This window comes from Candidatus Accumulibacter similis (assembly GCA_013347225.1).
In the GTDB taxonomy this organism is placed as follows: domain Bacteria; phylum Pseudomonadota; class Gammaproteobacteria; order Burkholderiales; family Rhodocyclaceae; genus Accumulibacter; species Accumulibacter similis.
The window spans coordinates 2,125,069-2,146,893 of the sequence record CP054595.1; the positions used below are offsets into that span (position 1 = coordinate 2,125,069).

The 21,825-nt window shown below is 67.0% G+C and carries 22 protein-coding genes; 7 read left to right on the plus strand and 15 right to left on the minus strand.

Going from position 1 to position 21,825, the window contains the following annotated elements:
* Positions 1 to 339 precede the first annotated feature (339 nt).
* Together HT579_09760 and HT579_09765 are read left to right on the plus strand one after the other, a co-directional pair.
* A complete protein-coding gene (locus tag HT579_09760) occupies positions 340 to 1,740 on the plus strand; it encodes an HlyC/CorC family transporter (GenBank protein QKS29168.1) in 1,401 nt (466 codons plus the stop codon).
* The gene (locus tag HT579_09765; protein QKS29169.1) at positions 1,741 to 2,988 is read left to right on the plus strand and encodes an HlyC/CorC family transporter; all 1,248 of its coding nucleotides are present in this window, start codon (positions 1,741 to 1,743) and stop codon (positions 2,986 to 2,988) included.
* 56 nt (positions 2,989 to 3,044) lie between these two features.
* Here HT579_09765 and HT579_09770 read toward each other — a convergent pair whose 3' ends face one another.
* Positions 3,045 to 4,505 carry a TrkH family potassium uptake protein gene (locus HT579_09770; protein ID QKS29170.1) on the minus strand — a complete coding sequence of 487 codons (1,461 nt, stop codon included), beginning with the start codon at positions 4,503 to 4,505 and terminating at the stop codon, positions 3,045 to 3,047.
* Between the two features lie 437 nt (positions 4,506 to 4,942).
* On the opposite strand from HT579_09770, the gene HT579_09775 reads away from it, so the two are divergent.
* The 4 genes from HT579_09775 (at position 4,943) to HT579_09790 (ending at position 7,706) form a co-directional block, all read left to right on the plus strand.
* Entirely contained in the window at positions 4,943 to 6,442 is a 1,500-nt protein-coding gene (locus HT579_09775; GenBank protein QKS29171.1) for a DUF1538 domain-containing protein, read from the plus strand.
* A 5-nt stretch (positions 6,443 to 6,447) separates the two neighbouring features.
* On the plus strand, positions 6,448 to 6,795 hold the full coding sequence (locus tag HT579_09780; GenBank protein QKS29172.1) for a transcriptional regulator: 348 nt from the start codon (positions 6,448 to 6,450) through the stop codon (positions 6,793 to 6,795).
* Positions 6,796 to 6,859: 64 nt separating this feature from the next.
* Complete coding sequence (locus tag HT579_09785) at positions 6,860 to 7,255, plus strand: CBS domain-containing protein (GenBank protein QKS29173.1); 396 nt, start codon at positions 6,860 to 6,862, stop codon at positions 7,253 to 7,255.
* Positions 7,256 to 7,268: 13 nt separating this feature from the next.
* Complete coding sequence (locus HT579_09790) at positions 7,269 to 7,706, plus strand: hypothetical protein (protein ID QKS29174.1); 438 nt, start codon at positions 7,269 to 7,271, stop codon at positions 7,704 to 7,706.
* A gap of 393 nt (positions 7,707 to 8,099) precedes the next feature.
* Here the strand turns inward: HT579_09790 and HT579_09795 are convergent, their stop codons facing one another.
* From HT579_09795 to HT579_09835, 9 genes are all read right to left on the minus strand, one after another.
* A complete protein-coding gene (locus HT579_09795) occupies positions 8,100 to 8,996 on the minus strand; it encodes a hypothetical protein (GenBank protein ID QKS29175.1) in 897 nt (298 codons plus the stop codon).
* 446 nt (positions 8,997 to 9,442) lie between these two features.
* Positions 9,443 to 9,823 (minus strand): transcriptional regulator, encoded by a 381-nt coding sequence (locus tag HT579_09800; GenBank protein ID QKS29176.1) that lies wholly within the window; start codon positions 9,821 to 9,823, stop codon positions 9,443 to 9,445.
* 1 nt (position 9,824) lies between these two features.
* Positions 9,825 to 10,130 carry a type II toxin-antitoxin system HigB family toxin gene (locus HT579_09805; GenBank protein ID QKS29177.1) on the minus strand — a complete coding sequence of 102 codons (306 nt, stop codon included), beginning with the start codon at positions 10,128 to 10,130 and terminating at the stop codon, positions 9,825 to 9,827.
* Positions 10,131 to 10,211: 81 nt separating this feature from the next.
* Positions 10,212 to 12,950 (minus strand): HAD-IC family P-type ATPase, encoded by a 2,739-nt coding sequence (locus HT579_09810; GenBank protein QKS29178.1) that lies wholly within the window; start codon positions 12,948 to 12,950, stop codon positions 10,212 to 10,214.
* A 53-nt stretch (positions 12,951 to 13,003) separates the two neighbouring features.
* Positions 13,004 to 13,663, minus strand: a complete 660-nt coding sequence (locus HT579_09815) for an ion transporter (protein ID QKS29179.1) — start codon at positions 13,661 to 13,663, stop codon at positions 13,004 to 13,006.
* 181 nt (positions 13,664 to 13,844) lie between these two features.
* Positions 13,845 to 14,351 (minus strand): universal stress protein, encoded by a 507-nt coding sequence (locus tag HT579_09820; protein ID QKS29180.1) that lies wholly within the window; start codon positions 14,349 to 14,351, stop codon positions 13,845 to 13,847.
* Positions 14,348 to 15,331 (minus strand): TerC family protein, encoded by a 984-nt coding sequence (locus tag HT579_09825; GenBank protein ID QKS29181.1) that lies wholly within the window; start codon positions 15,329 to 15,331, stop codon positions 14,348 to 14,350. Before HT579_09825 ends, HT579_09820 begins: the two co-directional genes overlap by 4 nt.
* Positions 15,328 to 15,525 carry a hypothetical protein gene (locus HT579_09830; protein ID QKS29182.1) on the minus strand — a complete coding sequence of 66 codons (198 nt, stop codon included), beginning with the start codon at positions 15,523 to 15,525 and terminating at the stop codon, positions 15,328 to 15,330. Before HT579_09830 ends, HT579_09825 begins: the two co-directional genes overlap by 4 nt.
* Positions 15,522 to 15,878 carry an HPF/RaiA family ribosome-associated protein gene (locus tag HT579_09835; protein ID QKS29183.1) on the minus strand — a complete coding sequence of 119 codons (357 nt, stop codon included), beginning with the start codon at positions 15,876 to 15,878 and terminating at the stop codon, positions 15,522 to 15,524. Before HT579_09835 ends, HT579_09830 begins: the two co-directional genes overlap by 4 nt.
* A 116-nt stretch (positions 15,879 to 15,994) precedes the next feature.
* Between HT579_09835 and nhaR the strand changes: the two genes are divergently transcribed.
* Entirely contained in the window at positions 15,995 to 16,906 is a 912-nt protein-coding gene (gene nhaR / locus HT579_09840) for a transcriptional activator NhaR (GenBank protein QKS29184.1), read from the plus strand.
* 76 nt (positions 16,907 to 16,982) lie between these two features.
* Here nhaR and HT579_09845 read toward each other — a convergent pair whose 3' ends face one another.
* The 5 genes from HT579_09845 to HT579_09865 all read right to left on the minus strand — a co-directional run bounded on the left by HT579_09845 (position 16,983) and on the right by HT579_09865 (position 21,624).
* Positions 16,983 to 17,516, minus strand: coding sequence for a hypothetical protein (locus HT579_09845; GenBank protein ID QKS29185.1), 534 nt, complete (start codon positions 17,514 to 17,516; stop codon positions 16,983 to 16,985).
* Positions 17,509 to 18,753 (minus strand): FAD-dependent 5-carboxymethylaminomethyl-2-thiouridine(34) oxidoreductase MnmC, encoded by a 1,245-nt coding sequence (gene mnmC, locus HT579_09850; protein QKS29186.1) that lies wholly within the window; start codon positions 18,751 to 18,753, stop codon positions 17,509 to 17,511. Before mnmC ends, HT579_09845 begins: the two co-directional genes overlap by 8 nt.
* Positions 18,754 to 18,786: 33 nt before the next feature.
* Positions 18,787 to 20,310, minus strand: coding sequence for a lysine--tRNA ligase (gene lysS / locus HT579_09855; GenBank protein ID QKS29187.1), 1,524 nt, complete (start codon positions 20,308 to 20,310; stop codon positions 18,787 to 18,789).
* A gap of 89 nt (positions 20,311 to 20,399) precedes the next feature.
* Positions 20,400 to 21,504, minus strand: a protein-coding gene (gene prfB, locus HT579_09860; GenBank protein ID QKS29188.1) for a peptide chain release factor 2 whose coding sequence is annotated in 2 segments (ribosomal slippage) — positions 20,400 to 21,422 and positions 21,424 to 21,504 — 1,104 coding nt in all. Because the reading frame shifts where the segments join, the coding sequence is not laid out codon by codon here.
* Positions 21,421 to 21,624: a peptide chain release factor 2 gene (locus tag HT579_09865; protein ID QKS27483.1), complete on the minus strand. Its 204-nt coding sequence runs from the start codon at positions 21,622 to 21,624 to the stop codon at positions 21,421 to 21,423. Before HT579_09865 ends, prfB begins: the two co-directional genes overlap by 84 nt.
* Positions 21,625 to 21,825: the final 201 nt, after the last annotated feature.

The window sequence follows — 21,825 nt, forward strand, 5'->3', positions numbered from 1 at the left end:
TCTGCCCCCATGTCGTTCGCGGGTTGATTCCCCATTTTACGTCTGCCCTCTCGCCGCAGCGATGCTGCCGGCGACGTGTCTCTCCTCCCCCGCCTGCCGGCGGACATTCGTTTCGTGGCACGAAGACCGGTCGTTGCGCGAGCATCCGCCGGTGCCAAAGACAGTTCCCATCCTGCATTCTGTTGTGACCGTCGCCGACGGATGTCGGCTGGCGATCGACTGCCCGGTTGGCCGGTACCGGTGTCAGTGCGGCTGCCGCCGGCCTGTTGCGCAATCCCTTGGCCGCCGAAAGGCGGATGATGTCTCATTGTGGTCTCTTACTGGAGGAAGGTGTGAACCATGGATCCTGCCCTATGGATCGAACTGATTGTCTTTGTCGTCCTGCTCGGTTTCTCGGGCTTCTTCTCGAGCACTGAAACGTCGCTGTTCTCGCTCAGCCAGTTCCAGCTCGACCAGATGCGCGCGGCGAAGAATCCGCGCATCGAACTCATTGAACGTCTGCGCAGCGAACCGCGGCGGCTGATCGTCACCATCCTGATCGGCAACGAATTCGTCAATGTTTCGGCATCGGTGATCTCGGCAGCGATGATCATCCACCTCTTCGGCGCCGAGAACGAGATGATCAACCTGCTGGTGATGGTGCCGATCCTGCTGCTCTTCGGCGAGATCACGCCGAAGGTCCTGGCGATCCGCAACAACGTTGCCTTTGCCAGCGCGGAGTGTCGTCCGATTGCCCTCTTTGCCCGGCTGATCACGCCGCTGCGCGAGGTCATCCGGCACATCGCCGATTTCTTCATCACGCTGATCGTCGGCAAGCAGCGCTCGGAGGGCAATCTGGTCACCGAGGACATGATCCGCACGCTGGTGCATGATGCCGTCGGCGAGGGCGCGCTCGACAGCCAGGAAGCCCAGTACATCGAGAAGATTTTCGACTTCGGCAACAAGTCGCTGAGCGACATCATGCGACCGCGCTCGGACATCCAGTTCCTTTCGGCCGACCTGCCGGTGAGCGAGCTGCTGGCGCAGATCCGGGCGACGCGGCAGTCGCGCTATCCGGTCTTCAAGGGGCATCGTGACACGATCCTCGGCATCCTCTATACGCGCGACCTGCTCGGGGTCGATCTCGCCAGGCTAGAGCGCGACCCGCAGGGAATCCGCAAGCTGCTGCGGCAGCCGAACTTCTTCCCGGAATCGAAACCGGCCGTCGAGCTGTTCCACACCTTCCGCCAGCGCAAGCTGTCGTTCGCGCTGATCGTCGACGAGTACGGCGGCGTCACCGGCCTGGTGACGATGGAGGACCTGCTCGAATGCGTCTTCGGCGAGATCGCCAGTCCCTCCGACAGCGACGTCGTGCCACGGCACCTGATGAGCGACCTGGCGGACGGCCGCCGCCTGATCGACACCAGCATGCCGCTCGACGACTTCAGCCAGGAGTTCGGCGTGCGGATCGAGAGCGAGGAAGTCGAAACCGTCGCCGGGGCGCTGCTGCAGGCCTTCGGCGAGCTGCCGGCGAGCGGCGCGACGATCGAACTCTGTGGTCTCAGGTTCACGGTCGAAGACCTGGAACACAACCGCATCACGCGCGTTCTCGTCGAACGCCTGCCGGCACCGAGCGCGCCGGCGGCGGCTGACGGCGCTGACGCCGCTGCCGGCAACGAAACGTCGCCGGCGGCCGCCGCGGTGGATGCGGCCGCAGCGTCGAACGAGGCCAAATCGGACAACAAGAGGGAGGGTGCCTGAATGCCTGACATTCTGCTCACGGCCCTGCTGATGGTCGTCTGCCTGCTGGCCGAGGCCTTCTTTTCCGGCTCCGAGCTGGGCGTTGTCAGCGCCGACCGCATGAAGCTGCGCCACGACGCGGCCAAGGGATCGCGCGGCGCGCGGATGGCGCTCGAAATGCTCGAGAAGCGGCCCGAGTGGCTGCTGTCGACGACGCTCGTCGGGACCAACATCGCCGTCGTCGCCAACTCGACGATCGCCACCGCGCTGATGATCCAGCTCTTCGGCGAGGCCGGCAGCTGGCTCGCGGTCGTCCTCGTCGCGCCGCTGATCTGGGTGTTCGGCGAGATCGTGCCGAAGAGCGTCTTCCAGCAGCGCGCCGACGTGATCACGCCCTACGTCATCTACATCCTGCGCTTCTTCTCGATCGTCTTTGCGCCGATCCTGATCTTCTTCGTCACCCTGTCGAAGTTCCTCTCGCGCCTCGCCGGCGCGGGCGCCGAGCACAACCCGTTCACGCTGCGCGAACAGATCCAGAGCATGGTGCAGATGCCGCCGCAGGAGGGCGGCGACATCCAGCAGATCGAGAAGACGATGATCCGCCGCATGTTCAACTTCTCGGAGACCACGGTCTACAAGGTGATGGTGCCGCTGATCGACGTCAACGCCGTCGACCGGCGCTGCACCGTCGGTGAGGCGGTGCGTCTGGCGGTGCAGTGTTCGCACGTCCGCCTGCCGGTCTACGACGGGCGGATCGACCGCGTCATCGGCGTGCTCAATACGATGGACCTGCTCGGTGTCGACCCGGCGACGCCGATCGAGGGATTCATCGGACCGACGCGCTATGTGCCGACGAGCAAGAGCGCCGAGTCGATGCTCGTCGAGCTGCGCAAGGATGGCGACGCGATGGCGGTGGTGATGGACGAATTCGGCGGCGCCGAGGGCATCGTCACGATCGAGGACATCATCGAGGAAGTGGTCGAGGACATCGAGGACGAGTACGACCGCCAGGAGAAGCCGGCCGAATGGTTCCGCAAGATCGGCCATCACGACTACCTCGTCAGTGCGCGTGCCAACCCGACGCTGCTGCTCGAGAAGCTCGGCCTGAAACTGCCGGGCGAGGGCAGCTACGATACGCTGTCCGGCTTCCTGCTCGAGTTTGCGCGCGAGATTCCCAAGCCGGGAACGACGATCGAGGTCGCAGGAATCAAGTTCACGATTCAGCGCGCGACACCGCAGGTCATCCAGGAAGTCCAGATCCGCTGGTAGAAGGCGCCGGCGCCGTCGCGGGACCATGTTCCGCCGGCGCCGGCTTCCCGGTGGAGCTAGCGCCGCCAGAAAGCCGGCATCAGCAGGACCAGCAGCGTGAAGATCTCGAGGCGGCCGAGCAGCATGGCCCAGGTGCATACCCAGGTCTGGAAGTCGGTGAGCACGGCGTAGGTGGTCGCCGGGCCGACGAGGTTGAGACCGGGGCCGGTGTTGTTGATGCAGGCGACGACGGCCGAAAAGGCGGTGATCACGTCGAGCCGTGTGGCGACCAGCAGCAGCGTCAGCGAGACGATCGACACGACGTAGATGAAGAGGAAGCCGAGGATCGCGTGCAGCACGTGGTCGGGGACGACGCTGGTCCCGAAGCGCACGCTCTGCAGGCCGCGCGGGTGCATCGCCCGCATCAGTTCGCGGAACACCTGCTTGTAGAGGATCACCGCCCGGATCATCTTGATGCCGCCGCCGGCCGATCCCGAGCAGGCGACGAAGCTGCCGAGGAAGAGGATCCACAACTGCGCGAACAGCGGCCATTGGGCATAATCGGTGGTGGCAAAGCCGAGCGAGGTGGCGAGCGATACCGAGTGGAAGGCGACATAACGGAAAGTGGTCAGAAAATCGTCGTAGATGCCATCCGGCAGCAGATAGACGGTCAGCGCCAGGCTGCTCAGGGCGAGAAAGCCGAGGAAATAGTGTGCTTCGACGTCAAGGCGGTAGGGGCGCAACGAACGCTTCGCCAGGGCGAGGAAGTGGGTGCTGTAATTGATGCCGGCGAGCAGCGCGAAGAAGAGGACGACGAGTTCGATCTCGAGGCTGTCGAAGTGGCCGAGGCTGGCATCCTTGGTCGAGAAGCCGCCGAGGCCCATGATCGAGAAGGCGTGCAGCAGCGCGTCCCACGGCGTCATCCCGGCATGGTGGAGGCAGAGTCCGCAGGCGACCGTCAGGATCACATACACCACCCACAGCCCCTTGGCGGTTTCGGTCAACCGCGGCGTGATCTTCGAATCCTTCATCGGGCCGGGCGTTTCCGCCTTGAGCATGCTGCGGCCGCCGAAGCCGAGCAGCGGCAGGATCGCCACGGCGAGGACGACGACGCCGAGGCCGCCGATCCAGTGCATGAAGGTGCGCCAGAAATTGATCGACAGCGGCAGGTGGTCGAGCCCCGAAAGAACCGTCGCCCCGGTCGCCGTCAGTCCCGAGACGGCTTCGAAATAGGCGTCGGTCCACGACAGCCCGTCGATGTGCAGGTAGAGCGGCAGCGCGCCGAAGGCCGGCAGCAGCGACCAGATCAGCGCCACCAGCAGGAAGCTCTCGCGCACGCGCATCTCGCGCCGCCGGTGGCGCACCGAGAAGGTCAGCGCGGCGCCGACGGCGACGGTGATCAGGACGGCTTCGTCGTAGGCGCTGTGCGCGCCGTCGTCGCTCAGCCAGGAGAGGCTGAGCGGTACCAGCATCAGCCCGCCGAAGCCGACGATCAGGATACCGAGAATGTAGATTACGGGTGCGAAGCGGTCGATCATCTGCGGGCCCTGCCGGCGGCGAAAAACCGATCCAAGTGTGGGGCGCGGGATCGGCGGCTTGGCGACCGGATCCGGGCGCGCGGCCGTCGGCGGCACGTCGCGCCGACCCTCCGCATGGCGCTCTTTGCCGCAGGCCCCGGCGCCCTGGGCCGGTCGATGATGCGGACATGAGTATGGCCTTTCGTGGCCGCAGCCGTCAATCACGATCGCCGCTGCCGACATTCTGCAGTGGCCTTCCGCGAACCAGGACGGCGGCGCGCGGCCATGCCATGGGGATTTGACCTGCAAGTCTTGTCTCCGCCGACGATCTCGGGCATGATTCCGGCCCATGGCGAAGACGACTGATCCCGACCCGTTTCCTGCAGCATATTTTCACCGTCGCCGCTTCGCCGTTTTCCAGGCCCGCCGCCGCTCGCTGACGGCGGTGGAGGCCTAGGGTGCGTCTCGGTTCGCTCATCCGCGTCATCCGCGAGCTGCTGCACGAAGCGGCGCGCGATCTCGCGCCGACGCTGATCGTCGTCGTCATCTTCCAGGTCTTCTTCATCCAGAGCATGCCCGACAGCCCGGCGGCGCTGATCGGTGGTTTTGCCGTCGTCCTGCTCGGGCTGGCGCTGTTCGTCAAGGGGCTGGACGCGGCGATCTTTCCCGCCGGCGAGACGATGGCTTTCGATTTCGCGCGGCGCGGCTCCTTTCTCTGGCTGATGTTCTTCGCCTTCTGCGTCAGCTTCGCGTCGGTGGCCGCCGAGCCGGCGCTGATGGCGGTTGCCTACAAGGCGGAGGCGGTGTCGGGCGGCAGCATGGGCGCGCTGACGCTGCGCATGGTGGCGGCGCTCGGCGTCGGCCTGGCGGTCGTCGTCGGCGTCTGGCGCATCGTCCTCGGCCACTCGATCGGCAACTACCTGATTCCCGGTTATCTGATCGTCATCGTGCTGACGATCTTCTCGCCGCCGCAACTGGTCGGTCTGGCGTTCGATTCCGGCGGGGTCGTCGCCTCGACCGTCACCGCGCCGCTGCTGACCGCTCTCGGCGTCGGCCTGGCGACCAGCATCCGCGGTCGCAACCCGATGCTCGACGGCTTCGGGCTGATCGCCTTCGGCGCCCTGGCGCCGATGATCATCATCCAGCTCTACGGCATCGTCTTCTTCGTCCCCGCCGAGGCGGGCACCGCGGTGCTGCTGATTCCGAGCGACGACCAGCACAAGTACGCCGCGCTCGAGTTGCTGCTCGACTTCCTGATCATGGTCAGGAACCTGCTGCCGATCATCGCCGTCGTACTGTTCTCGAGTTTCGTCATCCTGCGCCGGCCGCTTGCCGACCCGCGGGGTCTGGCGGTGGGAATGGTGCTGGTGGCGATCGGCCTGTTCATGTTCGACGAGGGTCTGCAGGTCGGGCTCTTCCCGCTCGGCGACGAAATGACCAACGGCCTGATGCGCGACGGGGTGGCGATGTGGGTGCTCTACCTCTACGGCTTCCTGATCGGTTTTGCGACGACGATGGCCGAACCCGCCTTGATCGCGCTGTCGATCAAGGCCGACGAGGTCAGCCTCGGGCAGTTGAAGGGCTTCTGGTTGCGCACGCTGGTGTCGATCGGTGTCGGCATCGGCATCGTCATCGGCTGTGCGCGCATCGTCGCTGGCACGAACATCGCCTACTGGCTGATTCCCGGCTACCTGTTGGTGTTGCTGATGACCCGCTTTGCGCCGCGCTTCATCGTCCCGATCGCCTATGACTGCGGCGGCGTGACGACCTCGACGGTGACCGTGCCGTTGGTCACCGCGCTCGGCGTCGGGCTGGCCACGCGCACACCCGGCCGCGACCCGATGATCGACGGCTTCGGCCTGATCGCCTTCGCCTCGCTGCTGCCGATGATCATCGTCATGTCTTATGGCATGCTTGCCACCTGGTTGCTGCGCGCCAGGAAACCCGCCAAGGAGTAAAGCCGATGAAGTTTTCCGCCGTCGTATTGATCGTTCCGGAGGAGGACGAGAACCGCGCGGTCGACATCCTCAAGGAAGCCGGAGCGACCGGCATCACCATTCTCAAGGGCAAGGGGCTGCGGCACAACGAGCGCAAGACCTTCCTCGGCCTCGGCCTCGAGCGCAAGGAGTCGCTGCTGCTGTGCGTCGTCGAGAAGCAGCTCGCGATGCGCATCCTGCGGGCGGTCAAGATGCAGATGAAGATGGACCTGCCCGGCGGTGGGCTGGCCTTCTCGCTGCCGCTGGGCAGCGTCGTCGGCATCGGCCTGGCGCAGATGCAGGCCTTCCGGCGCGAAGTCGAGGAGGAACTGTGAGCCGCCCGGCGCCCGTCTTCCCGCTTCACTGCCCATCCGCTCATTGACCGAAGGAGTCCTTGCCATGTTGGTTGCCGGAATCATGAAGAAGAAAGTCGTCACCATCAGCCCGCTGGCGACCGTCCGCGAGGCGTTGATGATGATGAAGGACCGCGGCGTCAAGTCGCTGGTCGTCGAGAAGCGCCACCCGGGCGATGCCTACGGGCTGATCTCGTATCGCGACGTGGCGCGGGCGGTGATCGCCGACGACGGCGACATCGACCTGCTCAACGTCTACGACATCGCGCAGAAACCGGCGCTGCAGGTGTCGCAGCACCTCGAGGTGCGTTACCTGGCGCGCCTGATGATCCAGTATTCGGTCAAGAGCGTGCTGGTGATCGACAACAACGAGCTCGAGGGCTATGTCTCGGATACCGACGTCGTCGGCAGCCTGATCGACCGCGCCGTCGGCGGGCGCTAGCCTGCGACGCACCATGAAGAAGCTCCTGCGCCGCTACTCGGCCTTTTTCCCGCGCTGGTGCCAGGCCTTCGGCGACCACGTTCCCGATCCTTTCGGCGAGGCCCGCGCCGTCGAGTGGGTGGTGGGTGCCGACAGCGTCGGCGTCATCGTCCTGCCCGAGGTGCGGCACTGGCTGATGCGCCAGCTGCTGGCGGAAAGGCATCCCGAGGTCGAGTTCCATCCGCGTTCGATCCGTCTCAACCGGCGCCCTTACGACGAGGTCGAGGTGCTGGCGACCGACGGCTACGCGGCCCTGCGTGCGCTGCTGCTCGGCTGCGACGAGGCGCACATGTTCCTCACCTATCACCTGATCTACCCCCCGGGAACGCGGATCATCACCGTTTCCAGCAAGCCGCCGCTGGGGCTGCTGTATCGGGAGATGGATCCGCTGACGGTGGTCGTCAGCGAGTAGCATGGGGAATGCGCCGGCTGGGCGACCCGGGCGGCGAGGCTGGCCGTCGCCAGCCGGCTGTCGGCCTTTTTTACACGGTACTGCCGATCGAAAACCAGCGATCCTGCTTTAATGGTTGTTTTTCATTGGGCACGGATCGTGCTTTGGAGTCACTCAAGCTGTTCGCCGCCTACAGTCGGTGTCTCGGCCCCGTGCGGGATCGGGCCGCCAGCCTAGGCTGCGGATGTGGCCCGGCCCGACCCGACCGTTCCCGCCGGAACCGTCGGCAGACCGTGTCGTCACTGGCGGCTGCAGCAAGCGAAGGCAGGCCTTTCGGCGGCCATCGACAGCGAGCCCCCCCCGCTTGTCGAAGCGGTTTGCCGGAAGGCCGCCTCCTCGCGTGCCTTGCACGGGCTATTGCTTGATCGCCTTGATGTCGCCGGGCGCCCGCAGCCCAAGCGTGTAGCCCAGCGAAACATGATGGAAACGCCATACCGTCCGGTCGGTGTGAACGGCGATGCCGAAGGGGATCGTCTGCCCGGGAGTGAGCGTCAGATCGCCCTCGCCACCGCTCAGACGGCGTGTGAAAGTAACGGTGTAGATGCCGTCCCGGAGTTCGCCTTCGGCCTTGGTCAGTGCCTTGCCTCCCTTGTTGACGCGTTCGCCCGCGACATGGCCGTCGACCTGCGTCGCGCCCTGGCCCGCCTCACCGCTTTTCCACTGGATGTAGTCGTAGAAAACGCCGCCCGGAAGGTCGCCGTGCTCGACGTATTTCTTCTTCTTCGGGTCGGCACCCGGCATCGAGCGCACGTCCGCATGGCAAGCCAGCCAGCAGCCGTGCTGCATGGCGTGTTCGATCTGCGGGCTGGCGAACATGATTGCCACCTTGACCTCGTGCCTTGGCGGGGCTTCCTCGCGCGGCGCATCGACCGCTTCATCGGCCGGCGCCTTGAAAGTCAGGCGCAGGTAGAGGTTCTCGTTGTCGAACGCGGCCTGGACGGCAACCGGAAAGATCATGGTCTTCGGTGCGCCCAATGGTTCGAGCTCCGCGCTGGCCAGGCGCTTGAGGTCGAGATCGAGACCATTCCTGGTTTCGTGGCAGGCAACGCAGCTTTCCCCCTTGGTCAGGCCGGTGCGCCCGCTATGGCTGGATTTCTTCATGATCCATTGGTGCGATACCGTGCCCGGATGGAATACCTGGATGTCGCGCTTCGGAACCTGGCCCCAGTCGGGGGCTGCCGCACAAGCCGGCTGCAAGCCAAGGGCAGCCAAGGCGGTGGCGACGACGAGGGCAGTTCCTGCTGTCTTCATGTCATGTTCCTTCAGTGATTGCTGTTGGATGGCTGCGGCAGACGCCACCGATTATGGGGCGTATGCGGCTGGCGGTAAAGGTCGGCCCGACGATTCCCGGTTGAACCGTTTGGAGCCGGTGCCGCCAGTGACGGCTGCAGCAAGCGAAGGCAGACTTTGCGGCGGCGATGGACAGCGAGCCCCCGCTCGTCGAAGCGGTTTGCCGGAAGGCCGCCGCCTCACGCGGTGCAGCCGTGGCTGCAGCCGCCAGTGCCGTGCCAAGTGGCCGCAGGAAAAGGCTCTCGTCGGCGGTCGCTGGCTGGACAGCGGCCGGCCGGATGTCACCGCTCTCCTTCTGTCGGAGCGGTGTCAGCGATGCGCGGAAGAGCGTCGGCTGCGCGCCCTCGCTGCCGCTGCCATCCGATCGTCAGGATGCGAACCGGCAGCATCCTGGCGGTCCCCGCCGGTCAGGCGGCAGCAGATGGCTTGGACGGACGAATCAGGCTCTCGGCAGGAATGCCGAATCTGTCGTGCAGCCGCCAGATCATGTTGAGCGTCAAAGGACGCTTGCGGGCGAGGATTTCATAGACCCGGTTCAAGCGACCAATGGCTGGAACCAGATCCTTCGCTGTCAGCCCGGCCTGCTCCATGCGGAACTTGATGGCTTCCACCGGATCGGGAAGGTCGATGGGGAAGTGTCTGGCTTCGTAGGCTTCGACCAACGTCAACAGCACCTCGAACCGATCTCCATCCGGTGTGCCCGGTTCCGGTTCGTCATCAAAATATGCCGATAGCTCGCGCAGGGCAGCCTTGTAGTCGGTATCGGTGTGAATCGGGCGGATGTCCATGTCAGCGATCCATTTCGACGGTTTCGGCGTCAATCAAGTCGTACTCGGCGTGTGTGCCGACGAATTTCACGTAGACAGCCTGGTAGCGATACGCTACCGAGGCCACCAGGCGATAGTCATTGCCCTTGATGTTGAACACGACCCGGCGATTCCTGAGGATGCTGGCGTTTCGGTACTGAGCCTTGATGTCCGCCGGCTGCCTCCAACTGGCCTTCCTGGCCTCATCTGCCCACGATTTCAAGTGCTGCTCCGCATCCGGATTGCTCTCCCAGAATGATCGCAGGTAGCTGAGGGCAATGATTCGCATGCGTCAGCATAGTCCCGAATCGGGATCGGTGGCAAGAGCCTGTCACGAAAGGATCCGTGGCTGGAGATCCGAACTTCGGGCCTACGTCCGGCCGAGTGCGCTCTTCAGCTTCGCCGAAAGAGCACTGCCGAGCACGATCAACAGCTTGCGTGCCTCTTCCAGCAGCAGCGTCGTCGACGCGATCGCCGTCGCCAGCAGCCAGTCGTCGAGGCTCAGGTCGACGGTGTCGAATACCGCCTGTGCCGGCCCCCAATGCACGGCGACCACCTGCAGGGCGACGACGCCGGCGAGTGCCAGCCAGAGCTTGCCGTTGGTGAAGAACTGGCGATTGAAGGCGCTGCCGAACTCGGCGCGGGCATTGAAGATGTTGAAGAACTGGAACAGGACGAAAGTGGTGAAGGCCAGCGTCACGGCATGGGCCTGGCCGCTGCCATCGCCCTTTCCTGCGTGTGCGCCCCAGGCGTAGGCGGCCAGCGTACCGACCGCCATGGTCAGGCCGTAGAGGCCCAGGCGCCAGAGGCGCGGGCCACTCAGGATGTGGGCTTCGGCTGCGCGGGGCGCGTCGTGCATGATGCCGGGCCGCGGCGGCTCGATGCCGAGCGTCATCGCCGGCGGGCCGTCCATGATGATATTGACCCAAAGGATCTGGATTGCGGTGAACGGTATGGGCATGCCGAACAGCGGTGCGCCGAGCACGGTGAGGATGGCGCCGCTGTTGGTGGATAGCTGGAAGCGCACGAACTTGACGATGTTGTCGTAAATGGTGCGTCCCTCTTCGATCGCACGGACGATGCTGGCGAAATTGTCGTCCGTGAGCACCATGGTGGCGGCTTCCCGGGTGACGTGGGTACCGGTGATGCCCATGGCGACGCCGATGTCGGCAGCCTTCAGTGCCGGTGCATCATTGACGCCGTCGCCGGTCATGGCGACGACATGGCCGCGCGCCTGCAGTGCCTCGACGATGCGCAACTTGTGCTCGGGCGCGACGCGGGCGAAGACGGCCGTAGCTTCGACCATCTCGCTCAGCGCCGCACCGCCAAGGCCCTCGATCTCGCGGCCTTCGCGCGCCACGCCGCTCAGGCCGAGGTCGCGCGCAATGGCAGCGGCGGTTGCGGGGTGGTCGCCCGTGATCATCTTCACCGCGATGCCGGCGGCCTGGCAGACCCGGATGGCTTCCTTCGCCTCCGGGCGCGGCGGGTCGATGATGCCGACCAGAGCGATCAGGGTCAGATCGTCGGTCCAGCGCATCAGGTCGCCGGCGGGGTCGAAGTCGGTCGCCGGAATGGTCCTTCCGGCAAGGGCCAGCACGCGCATCGCGCTCTCGGCGAGGGCGGCGTTCTCGGACGCGAAGGCGGCGCCGGCGGCGCTGTCGATGGCCATCTCGCCGGTCGCGGCGAGATGGCGTCGAGCGCGTGCGAGTAGCACGTCGGGCGCGCCCTTGATCCACATGCGCACGACGGCGCCGTCGTGGTGAAAAGTGGCCATGAACTTGTGCGCCGAGTCGAACGGGATTTCGGCGACGCGCGGGTTGCGTCGGGCGAGTTCCTCGAGGTCCAACCCACCCTTTGCCGCCAACGCCAGCAGCGCACCCTCGGTCGGGTCACCGACCAGTTCGCCGTCGTGAATGCGGCTGTCGGAACACAGCGCGGCTGGCGCCAGCAGCGGTACCCAGTCGGGCGTACCCTGGCCGTCCTCCGGCCGGATGCTGCCGGTACCGCCGTAGCCTGCGCCGTCGACGGCGAAGCGGCGACCGAGGCAATAGAGGCGGCGAGCCGTCATCTGGTTCAGCGTAAGCGTGCCGGTCTTGTCGGAGCAGATCGCCGTCGTACAGCCCAGCGTCTCAACCGCCGCCAGTTTCTTGACGATCGCGTGGCGCCTGGCCATGCGGTGCATGCCGAGCGCAAGAGTCACCGTCACCACCGCTGGCAAGCCTTCGGGAATTGCCGCGACGGCCAGGGCGATTGCGGTCATCGCGGTCTCCAGGAGGGCGTCGCCGCGCACGATGCCGAGGACCAGGATCAGCGTGACGACGACGCCGGCGATCGCTGCCAGCCGTTTGCCGAGCCTGTCGAGCTGCACCTGCAAGGGCGTCGCGGCGTCGGCGCAGTCGGCGAGCATGCCCGCGATCCTGCCCATTTCGCTGCGCATGCCGGTGGCGGTGACGACGGCCTCCAGGCGGCCGCGCGTCACCACGGTGTTCATGAAGATCATGCTGCGCCGTTCAGCCAGCGCTGAACCTGCCGCGACCTCCTCGGGACTCTTCGCCACCGCTTGCGATTCGCCAGTGAGCGCGGCTTCCGCCACCTCGGCCGCATGGGCATCGAGCACGCGCGCATCGGCCGGGATGCGGTCGCCGGCTTCGAGGAGCAGGATGTCGCCCGGCACGAGGTCGACCGCAGCGATCTGCACCATCTGCCCGTCACGGCGGACACGTGCGATCGGTGCCAGCATGTTCTTCAGCGCCGTCAGCGCCGCTTCGGCCCGGTGTTCCTGAAAGAAACCCAGCGTCGCGTTGAGGATCACGACGATGGCGATGACCAGTGCGTCCTTGAGATCGCCCACCACTGCGGCCAGCACGGCAGCGCCGAGCAGCACGATGACGAGGAAATTGCGGAACTGGTCGAGGAACTTCTTCCACGCCGCGCGCGGTGCCTTGCTGGCAAGCTGGTTGGGACCGTGGCGGGCGAGCCTGGCGGCAGCTTCAGTGGCACTCAGGCCGGCCGCAGGCTCGACACCCAGGTCGCTGGCCGCGGCCGCCGCGGCGCGGGCGTGCCAGGGCAACTCGTCGTCGGGATGGGAACGCGATGTGGGCTCAGGCATGGTCACCGGCGTGGTCTCCGAGTGAGGAAAAAGAAGGGGTTGCGCTCCCTGTTTCATCGCCTTTCGCTGGCGGTGCGGTCCGGCGCCAGCGCGGGCGGGTTGCTGGCGTTGCCGGACAGCAACGATTTCAGGACGCGGATCTCGTCGCGCAGGCTGCGCATCTCGGCGTGCAGGTCGGCCTCGATGTGCTCGCGCGCCGCCTCCACGGCCCGTTTCGTGTCGCGCTGCTCCGCCTCGGTGTAGCTCTGCATGGCGTTGACGATGATGTAGGCGATCAGCAGCACCATGGCGATCGACCCGAGCCCCGGAATCGCCGCCAGCAAGGCACCGACCACCCGCCGCATCGAAGGCACCATCGTCAGCAGGCGCAGCACCCGCAACACGCGCAACGCGCGCAGGACGGCTAGTGGCCCGGTTGCCGGGAGCAGCGCGATGGCGACCACGGCGAAGTCGAAGACGCTCCAGGGGTCGCGCCAGAACGCCGCGCGGTGGGCGTAGAGGCGCAGGGCGATCTCGCCGACGAAAACGGCCAGGATGGCTCGGTCGAGCAGGACGATCAGGCCGCCCGCCGCTGCCATCGCGCTGCTCGAGGTTTCCAGGCCGAGCAGCGCGGCATTGACCAGAATGAGGCCGATGATGCCGTTCTGGACGCGCGGCTGCTCGACCCAGGCGCGGACGCGCTGGCGTCTCTTGCCGTCAGGGAACGTGTTCATGGCCGCCGTCATGGCGATTTCGGCGACGTGCCGGTGGCGCCACGGCGGCCCGGCGCGCGGTCGATAGCCAGCTGCGGGCATGCTGCGCTGCGCAGGCCAGGTTGGCGCGTGACACGTCGTCGGGTCGCCAGGTCGTTCGACGGAGCTGTTGCCGGATCCGGCGCCTGCCCGGACGGTGTGCTCAAGGTACCAGCAGCAGCGGGCACGGACAGAGGTGCACCAGCTTGTTGGCCACCGCAGCGCGCAGCAGGCTTTCGCCGAAACCCAGCCCACGACCGCCGATGACGATGACCGAACAACCGAGGCGCGCGGCCAGGGCAGCGATCTGTTCGGCGGCCTCGCCCATCGCCACATGCAGCCGCCACGGCTGGCCGTGCGCATCGAGCAGCGAACGTGCGCGCGCGGTGGTGTGCCAGGCCCGCAGCGCGAGTTCGGCTGCCGCCGCTTCCCGGCTGAGCCAGGGCTGAACGCTGACGAGGTGCAGCGCGCAGGCGGTCATCGCTCCGGCCTGCCGGACGGCATGGGCGACGGCGCGCAACGCGTTGTCCGAACCGTCGACGGCGAGCAGCCAGGGATTGTCGTTTGGCGCCGGCAGCGGTGGTGCGCTGTCGAAAACCAGGCCGACGAGACGGCCATCGGCGTCGCGCTCGCAACCCGCAGCCGCGGGAACGTCGCTCGGTTGGCTCATGGTGCTTCTCCCGTTGCTGTCGCCTGGGGTTTCGAAAGGGCCAGGCTGGCCACCACCGAAATCAGGATGGTCGTGGCAACGATCGCCAGCGACCACTGGATGGGCGTGTGGAACCACGGCGCCGCCAGCATCTTGCCGCCGATGAAGACCAGCACCAGGGCGAGGCCGTACTTCAGCAGGTGGAAGCGGTCCGCCATGTCGGCAAGCAGGAAATACAGCGCGCGCAGGCCCATGATGGCGAAGATGTTCGAAGTGAACACGATGAATGGATCGGTGGTGACGGCGAAGATCGCCGGGATGCTGTCGACCGCGAACACCAGGTCGCTGGCCTCGATCAGGATCAGCACGAGAAACATCGGCGTCGCCCACAGGACGCCGTCCTGGCGGACGAAGAAGGATTCGCCGTGGAACCCCGGCGTGATGCGCAAATGCCGCCGCAGCCAGCGCAGCAGCGGGTTCTTCTCGAGGTCGGGTTCATGATCGGCGAAGATCAGCATCTTGATGCCGGTGATCACCAGGAAGGCGCCAAAGACGTACAGCACCCAGGCGAACTCCGATACCAGCCAGACGCCGGCGAGGATCATGCCGGCGCGCATGACGATGGCGCCGAGAACGCCATACAGCAGCACGCGGCGCTGCAGTTCCGGCGGCACCGCGAAGTAGCTGAAGATCATGACGAAGACGAACATGTTGTCGATCGACAGCGATTGTTCGATCAGGTAGCCGGCGAGGAACTCGAGCGTCTTGCGCTGCGCCACCTCGGCCCCCTGGGTGCCGTGCAGATGCCACCAGAGCAGGCCGGCAAAGGCGAGCGCAAGGCAGACCCAGGCGATCACCCAGGCCAGCGCCTCCCTGACCGATACGCGGTGCGCCTTGCGGCCCCCGAAGACGAACAGGTCGAGCGCCAGCATGCCGAGCACGAAGGCGATGAAGCCGGCCCACATCGGGCCGCTGGCGAAACTGTCGACACCGGTGGTCATGCACGACTCCGCGTGTTGCCGCGCGTCAGCGCGATGCGTTGGCCGCAGGCGCGTGTCGCAGCCCCGTGCCGGCAGCCGGAGCCCGGCACCGCAGCGCCGATGCGCACGACGACGATATCCGGCGCTGCCACGGCCAACGACAGCCGGGTGCCACGACAGGGCCCCATCAGTGACGCCCCGAACCGCACGGTCATGGCATCTCCTCGCTGGGCGGTGGCTGCTGGCTGCCCGCTGCCACGGCAGCAGCGCGCCGGCGGGCGAGGTGGCGGTCGAGGGTGCGGCCGATGCGCCCGGCCGCGCGATCGACGGCGACGTAAAGGTCGCTCTGGGTATCCTCGACGAGCAGGGCAGGAGCACCCTTGAGGCGCACTTCGATGCTGCAGCACTTGTCCTCGCCACCGCGCGGGCCATTGACGTCGGCGAGACGCACGACGACGCGCGTGACGACCTCCTGGCCATGATTCAGGGCGCAGGCGAGGCGCGTCGCCACATGTTGTCGCAGCCCATCGGTCAGGGCGAAGTCGTTGGCCTGGATTTGCAGGTTCATGGCATTCCTCGGTCAGGGTGGGAAGAAGACAGGCCGATTATGGGGACGTTCAATGTTCGACACAAACAGATATAAAGATGCGATATGATCGAAAAAATCGAAATCAAGGAAGCCGCGTGATCAACTACAGGCATCTGCACTACTTCGTCACTGTCGCCCGCTCGGGCGGCGTCAGCCGCGCGGCGGAGCGACTGCACCTGACGCCCCAGACGCTCTCCGGGCAGATCACCCAGTTCGAGGAACGGCTCGGCGTGGCGCTGTTCCGGCGCGTCGGGCGCCGCCTGGAACTGACCGAGACCGGCAAGCTGGCGCTCTCCTACGCCGAGGAGATCTTCCAGACCGGGGCGGAGCTGGAAGACCTGCTGAAGAATGGCAGCGACGGGCGTTTCATCACCTTCCGCGTCGGCATCGCCGACGTCGTGCCGAAGTTCATTGCCCATCGCCTGCTGGCGCCGGTGCTCGAACTTCCGGCCGCGGTGCGCCTGATCTGCCAGGAGGACCGGCTGGAACGTCTGTTGGCCGATCTGGCGATCCACCGCCTCGACATGGTGCTGGCCGACCGTCCGCTGCCGCCGGGCACCGAGATCAAGGGCTACAGCCATCCGCTCGGCGAATCGGGGGTGGCCTTCATGGCCGCACCGGCGCTCGCTGCGCGACTGAGCGGCGGCTTCCCGGATTGTCTGGATGGCGCGCCCCTGCTCCTGCCGGGACGCGACAGCGCACTGCACGGAACCCTGCCCCGCTGGCTGGAACGGCACGGGAAGCGGCTGCGCATCGTCGGCGAATTCGACGACAGCGCTCTGCTGAAGGCTTTCGGCGAGGCCGGCGCGGGGGTCTTTCCGACGCCCGCGGCGAGCGTGCCGGACGTGACCACGCACTACCGGGTCGTCAAGCTGGGCGAGACGGAGGAACTGCGCGAGCGATTCTTCCTCATTTCAGCCGAACGGCGGTTGACCCATCCGGCTGCGCGAGCGGTCAGCGAGAACGCGCGGGCCGGCGTTTTCGCCGCGCTGCCTGCGGGCGGCTGAAGCATGTTGATGCGTGGGGACTGCCGCCGCGCCCACCGCTGGCGCCGCGGTTCATGGCCGGCGGCGGCCATCGCCCTCAGTGCGTGATGCGCGGCTCGCTGTCCGCGGTCGCGGGAGAGGCCGCCCACGGTTCACCGAGTTCGAGATTCCAGTGCGCATGCTTCGCCAGGCCGATCACCTGATCGTAGAGCAGGTGCAGGTTCTCGCGCGGCAGCTCGAGGCTGAGGCGACTGTCGCCGGCGCGCAGCGCGATGCGCCCACGACCGTTCGTCAGCGCCGTGAGTTCGATATGCTCGACGAGGCGCGCCGGCAGCGTCCGTGGCAAGCTGCTCGCCTGCAGCCTGAGTCCCTGGCCACCGCTGGCGACGACGAGCGCATTCTGGTGCTCGAAGCCGAGGATCTCGGCGGCGTGCTCGGGCGCCCGCAAGGCGTTCGGGTTGCTGCGCGCGAGCAGTGTCGCCAGCGCCACCAGCAGGCCGGCGGTCATCCGGCGCGTCAGCCAGACGACGGTTTCGTCGTCCTCGGTCGGAGCATGCAGGGCGATGCGATCCTCGCTCTCGCTGTAATGGAAGCTGAAGCCCATCGCTGCCGGTTCGCGTCCGTCAGCCATTGCCGCATGCCAGCGGCCCGCCACCGCCTTGCCGCTGCCCGACGCCGGAGTGCCGGTGCTGCCGCTGGCGACGGAGCAGGAAACGGCCGGGGTCGACGGCGGCTACGAGGTCGGCGGCGAGCGGCGGCGTGCGGCGCTCGATCAGGCAGGCGAGCAGTTCGCCGGCGAGTGCCGACCAGACGATGCCGCGGGCGCCGAAGCCGTTGACCAGGAACAGGCCGGGGACGCGGCGCAGGTCGGCGAGGGTGGCGGCAGCGCTGCCGGCGGCGAAGGCTGCCGCATCGGCGACGGCGCCGATCATCGGCAGGCGGTCGGGTGACAGCGGGCGGAAGCCGACGCGACCGCCGAGTTCTGCGGCGTCGATGTGCCGGCTGTAGCCGGGCAGGATGAATTCGAGCCGCGCCAGGTTGTCGGCGTGATCGGCCCCGCGCAGCCCGGCTTCGTCGTCGTCTACCGCGAAGGTGGCGCCGGCGCAGCGCAGGCCGTCGATCGCCGGCGTCACGTAGCCGAGGCGGCAGACGACGACTCCCGGCGCCGAGCCGGCGGCGGCGGGCAGGTGCGACACCTGCCCGCGCGCGGTGCGCAGCGGCAGGTGGCTGGTGGCAGCGAAACGGCGGGCGTCGCCGGCGTTGGCGAGGACCAGGATCGGCGCCGCGGCGATGATTTCGCCGCTGCTGGCGAAGCATCGCCAGCAGCCCGCAGCGTACTCGACGCGCTCGACCGCAAGCCCGTAGTGCGGCATCACCGCGGCGCCGTGGCGGGCGAGGTTGGCGCGGCACAGCGAGGCCGGATCGACCCAGCCGCCTCCGGCAAACCACCAGCCGCCACCGGCCACCGGCCAGCCGGCGAGTTCGCTGGCGGTCTCGCGCGCGACCCAGCGCAGGTAGCCGGCGGCCGGTGCCTGCTCGGCGACGACGCGTTGCTGGCTGGCTGCGTGGCGCTCGTCGCGTGCCAGGTGCAGGACTCCGGTCTGTCCCCAGCGCAGCGGCAGGCCGGCAGCAGTGAGCGCCTGCAAGTGGGCGAGGGCGTATTCGAAAGCGGCACGTGTCAGCCGCGCCAGGCGGTTGTCGTCGAGTGACGGCAGTGGCCGCAGGACGCCGGCGAGATTGCCCGAGGCGCCCGCGCCGGGGGCCGCCGCGCGCTCGACCAGGCTGATCCGCCAGCCGCGCGCCGCCAGGCGTTCGGCGGCACTGCTGCCGGCGAGGCCGGCCCCGATGACGATCGCGTGGCGGTCCATCGGCTGTCGCGTCGGTGCGTGCCGGCTGCGCTCCTATTCCGGGCGCATCTGCGGGAAGAGGATGACGTCGCGGATGTTCGCCGCGTCGGTGAGCAGCATCACCAGGCGGTCGATGCCGACGCCACAGCCGGCGGTCGGCGGCAGACCGTACTCGAGCGCCCGCACGTAATCGGCGTCGTAGTACATCGCCTCCTCGTCACCTGCCTCCTTCGCGCGTGCCTGCTCGAGGAGGCGGGCCGCCTGGTCTTCCGGGTCGTTGAGTTCGGAGAAGCCGTTGGCGATCTCGCGCCCGGCGATGAACAGTTCGAAGCGCTCGGCGATCTCCGGGTTGCGGTCACTGCGGCGGGCCAGCGGGCTGACCTCGGCCGGGTAGTCGATGATGAAGGTCGGCTGCCAGAGGTCGGCTTCGGTCGTCTCCTCGAAGAGCTGCAGTTGCAGCGCGCCGAGGCCGGCGCTGGGTGGGCAGTCGACCTTCATCGCCCGCAGCCGGTCGCGCAGCCAAGCGGCGTCGCCCAGTTGCTCGACGCTGAAGCCGGGATGGCTCTGGCGGATCGCCTCGACGATCGTCAGGCGGGCGAAGGGGCGCGCGAAATCGAGTGTGCGGCCCTGGTATTCGAAGACCTCGCAGCCGAGCGCCTCGCGCGCGCTCTGGCGCAGCAGCCCTTCGGTGAAGTTCATCAGCTGCCGGTACTCCGAGTAGGCCTCATAGAACTCCATCATCGTGAACTCGGGGTTGTGGCGCGGGCTGATGCCCTCGTTGCGGAAGTTGCGGTTGATCTCGAAAACCCTCTCCAGGCCACCGACGACCAGTCGCTTGAGATAGAGCTCGGGCGCGATGCGCAGGAAGAGATCCATGTCGAGCGTGTTGTGGTGCGTCTGGAAAGGCCGTGCCGTCGCGCCACCGGGGATCGGGTGCATCATCGGCGTTTCCACCTCGAGGAAGCCATGATGCACCATGTAGCCGCGGATCGACTGCACGATGCGGCTGCGGACGGCGAAGGTGAAGCGCGACTGCTCGCTGGTGATTAGGTCGACATAGCGCATGCGGTACTTCTGTTCCTGGTCCGTGAGGCCGTGGAACTTCTCCGGCAGCGGCCGCAGCGACTTCGTCAGCAGGCGGATCGCCGTGCTGCGGATCGTCAGTTCGCCGGTGCGCGTGCGAAAGAGGGTGCCGACGACGCCGACGATGTCGCCCATGTCCCAGCGCCTGAAAGCCGAGTAGGCTTCCTCGCCGATGTCGTCACGGCTGACGTAGGCCTGGATGCGGCCCGAGAGATCCTGCAGCGTGACGAACGACGCCTTGCCCATCACCCGCTTGAGCATGATGCGGCCGGCGACGCGTACCTCGACCGGCGTCTCCGCCAGCTCTTCGCTGCGCTTGCCGTCGTAGAGCTCGTTGATCTTGCCGGCCGTGTTCTCGCGCGCGAAGTCGTTCGGGTAGGCCGGGCCGAGCTGGCGCAGCTCGGCGAGCTTGGCGCGGCGTTCGGCGATGATGTGGTTTTCGTCCTGTGCCGGGGCGTCGGGCGGGTTCTGCTGCGGCTGGTCGAGCTGGGACATGGTGTGCGGCTTTCTCGCGATCAGTGGGATGTGGTGCAGGTCGCCGCGCCGCCTCTGCCCGCGCGTCGCGGCAGACCGGGTGGCACGGCTCAGACTCCCTGCTTCAGGCTGGCTTCGATGAACTGGTCGAGGTCGCCATCGAGCACGCCCTGCGTGTTGCCGACCTCGACGTTGGTGCGCAGGTCCTTGATTCGTGACTGGTCGAGGACGTAGGAGCGGATCTGGTGGCCCCAGCCGATGTCGGACTTGGCGTCCTCGAGCTTCTGCTGCTCGGCCTGCCGCTTGCGCATCTCGGCCTCGTAGAGGCGCGACTTCAGCATCGCCATGGCTTCGGCGCGGTTGCGGTGCTGCGAGCGGTCGTTCTGGCACTGGACGACGATGTTGGTCGGCAGGTGCGTGATGCGGACCGCCGAATCGGTCTTGTTGATGTGCTGGCCGCCGGCGCCGGAAGCGCGGTAGGTGTCGATGCGCAGGTCTGCCGGGTTGATCTCGACGGCGAAGGAATCGTCGATCTCGGGGTAGGCCGACACCGAGCAGAAGCTCGTATGGCGACGGGCGTTCGAGTCGAACGGCGACTTGCGCACCAGACGGTGGATGCCGGTTTCCGAGCGCAGCATGCCGTAGGCGTAGTCGCCGGAGATGCGGATGCTCGCCGTCTTGATGCCGGCGACCTCGCCTTCGGATTCCTCGAGCACCTCGACCGCGTAACCCTTGCGCTCGGCGTAGCGCAGGTACATGCGCAGCAGCATCGCCGCCCAGTCCTGCGCCTCGGTGCCGCCGGCGCCTGCCTGGATGTCGAGGAAGCAGTTGAGCGGGTCGGCCGGGTTGTTGAACATGCGCCGGAACTCGAGCGCGGCGACCTCCTTCTCGATGCCGTCGATGTCGGCGAGGACCGCCTGCAGCGTGTCGTCGTCGCCTTCATCGCGGGCCATGGCGAACAGCTCGCCGGCGTCACGCAGGCCATCGGCGACGCGGTCCAGCGTCAGCACGACGTTTTCCAGCGAGCGCTTCTGGCGGCCGAGTTCCTGCGCGCGCTCGGCGTTGTCCCAGACCTTCGGGTCCTCCAGTTCGCGCGCGACGGCCCTTAACTGATCTGCCTTCTGATCGTAGTCAAAGATACCTCCGCAGCTCGTTGCCTCGCTCGGCGACATCGGCGATGCGGTTCTCGATGCTGTTGAGTTGTTCGGCTTCCATGGTGGCGTCGCTCGCTGGGTCAAAGAGCTTCGCATTATACCCGCTGCCGCGCCTGGTCGTGACCGCCTGGCGACCGGGCGGCATCGCTGCGGCCGTTCGCCGACCAGCTCCATCCGCCATCTGGCATTCCTGGCGACGGAGGAGCCTCACCGCTTCCCGGCCAGGGTGGCCTGCAGGCCGAGCCTGGCGAGCCGGGGGGGCGGCGCCAGCCCTGCGCCGCGGCTGCGTCTACCTCGAGATCGACCTCCGGCAGCCACAGCTTTCCCTGCCGCAAGGCTCACCGCCAGCGCGCCGCCGGCCGTGCGCAGCTCGAGCCGATCG